This is a genomic window from Nocardia farcinica (genome assembly GCF_029867845.1).
In the GTDB taxonomy this organism is placed as follows: Bacteria; Actinomycetota; Actinomycetes; order Mycobacteriales; family Mycobacteriaceae; genus Nocardia; species Nocardia farcinica_A.
The window spans coordinates 1-2633 of record NZ_JARWRU010000854.1 but is presented as its reverse complement, the minus strand read 5'-3'; the positions used below and the strand labels follow the sequence as shown (position 1 = coordinate 2633).

The window sequence follows — 2633 nt, the reverse complement described above, 5'->3', positions numbered from 1 at the left end:
GGTCAAGACCGCGCTGCGGCGCAGGCTGCCCGCCTACATGGTGCCCTCGGTGGTCATGGCGCTTGCGGAGTTCCCGCTCAACGCCTCCGGCAAGCTCGACCGCAAGGCGCTGCCCGCGCCGGTGTTCGAGGTGCGCGAGTTCCGCGCGCCCACGACCCCGATCGAGGAGATCGTCGCGCAGATCTTCGGCGAGGTGCTCGGCCTGCCGCGCGTCGGCGTGGACGACGACTTCTTCGATCTCGGCGGCAACTCGCTGATCGCCACCCAGGTGGCCTCCCGCCTCGGCATCGCCCTGGACACCAGGGTGCCGGTGCGCATGCTGTTCGAGGCCTCCACCGTCGCCGCGCTGGCGGCCAGGGTGGAGAGCCAGGCCGGCGACGGCGCCCGCAAGGCGCTGGTGGCCAAGGAGCGCCCCGAGCAGGTGCCGCTGTCGCTGTCGCAGCAGCGCATGTGGTTCCTCAACCGTTTCGACGGCTCCAACGTCGCCTACAACATCCCGATCGCCATGCGGCTGTCCGGCGATCTGGACATCGCCGCGCTGCAGGTCGCGGTCATCGACGTGATCGACCGCCACGAGTCGCTGCGCACGGTCTTCCCCGAGACCGAGAACGGCCCGGTGCAGGTGGTGCTCGACGCCGCCCAGATCGTGCCCGACCTGACGCCCTATCGCGTCACCGAGGACACCCTGATCGACCACCTGGTCGACCTGGCCTCGGTCGCCTTCGACGTGACCAGCGAAGTGCCGCTGCACGCCAGGCTGTTCGAGATCAGCGAGTCGGAGTACGTGCTCGGCATGGTCGTGCACCACATCTCCGCCGACGGCTGGTCGATGGTGCCGCTGGCCCGCGACGTCATGCTCGCCTACGCGGCGCGCACCTCCTGGGAGGCGCCCGCCTGGACCGAGCTGCCCGTCCAGTACGCCGACTACGCGCTGTGGCAGCGCGAGGTGCTCGGTTCCGAGGACGACCCGCAGTCGCTGATCTCCAGCCAGATCAAGTACTGGACCCGCCAGCTCGACGACCTGCCCGACGAGCTGGTGCTGCCCGCCGACCACCCGCGTCCGGCCGCCGCCTCCTATCGGGGCGGCACCTACCCGTTCGTCATCTCGACCGAGACCCAGAACGCCCTGGTGGAGCTGGGACGCCGGTACAACGCCTCGCTGTTCATGGTCATGCACAGCGCGCTGGCGGTGCTGCTGGCACGCCTGTCGGGCACCTCCGACATCGCCATCGGCACCCCGGTCGCCGGTCGCGGCGAGGCCGCCCTCGACGACCTGATCGGCATGTTCGTCAACACCCTGGTGCTGCGCACCGAGGTCGACGGCGGCCGCAGCTTCGCCGACCTGCTCGACCAGGCCCGCGAGACCGACCTGCAGGCTTTCGCGCACGCCGACGTGCCCTTCGAGCGCCTGGTCGAGGTGCTCAACCCGGCCCGCTCGCAGGCGCGTCACCCGCTGTTCCAGGTGATGCTGGCCTTCCAGAACACCAAGCAGGCCAGCCTGCAACTGCCCGGCCTGTCGGTCAGCGGCATCGACTACGACGCCGGGCTGGCCAAGTTCGACCTGCAGCTGACCCTGCAGGAGGCGCACGACGAGCGCGGCGAACTCGCCGGCATGTCCGCCGAGTTCTCCTACGCGCTCGACCTTTTCGAGGAGTCGACGGTCGCGGCGTTCGCGCGCAGGCTGGACCGGGTGCTGGCGGCGGTCGTCGCCGACCCGGACACCCCGATCGGTGACATCGACCTGCTGGCCGACGACGAGAAGTCGCGGGTCCTCGCGGACTGGAACGACACCGCCCACCCGGTGCCCGAGCACACCCTCGTCTCGCTGTTCCGCGCCAAGGCCGCCGCCACCCCGGACGCGGTGGCGCTGGTCTACGCCGACGAGTCGCTGACCTACGCCGAGTTCGCCGCCAGGGTCGACCGGGTGGCGGCCGGTCTGGCCGCCGCGGGCGTCGGACCGGAATCCTTCGTCGCGCTCGGCATGCGGCGCTCCACCGAGCTGGTGGTCGCGATGTACGCGGTGCTGGTCGCCGGCGGCGCGTACGTGCCGCTCGACCCGGATCAGCCCGCCGAGCGCATCGAGCACATCCTCGACACCGCCGCGCCGGTGCTGGTGCTGACCACCCGCCGCGACGGCTTCGCCGATGTGGTCTCCGAGGTGGTGGACACCCGCTACGTGGAGGATCTGCTCGCCGACGAGAGCGCCGACGCGGGCGTCGTCGCCGGGGCCGTCGCGCGGCCGGGCAACACCGCCTACGTCATCTTCACCTCCGGTTCGACCGGCCGCCCGAAGGGTGTGGCCGTCACCCACGCCGCGATCGTCAACCGCCTGCTGTGGATGCAGGCGCAGTACCCGATCGGCGCCGACGACGCGGTGCTGCAGAAGACCCCGGCCACCTTCGACGTGTCGGTGTGGGAGTTCTTCTGGCCCTTGCAGACCGGCGCGCGTCTGGTCGTCGCCAAGCCGGACGGCCACCGCGATCCGGTGTACCTGGCCCAGATCATCGCCGAGCAGGGCATCACCACCGCGCAATTCGTGACGTAGAAGATTTCGGTGTTAGTATAGAAAGTAAGCAGAGACAGTTACGGCAATGGCAAGGAACGGGCATAGGGCGAAGGCGCGGACATCACCG

1 pseudogene is annotated in these 2633 nt (G+C 70.2%); it reads left to right on the top strand.

The annotated features are described in order from the left end of the window. A pseudogene (locus QH283_RS18710) lies at positions 1-2539 on the top strand (condensation domain-containing protein); the annotation flags it as partial. Positions 2540-2633: the final 94 nt, after the last annotated feature.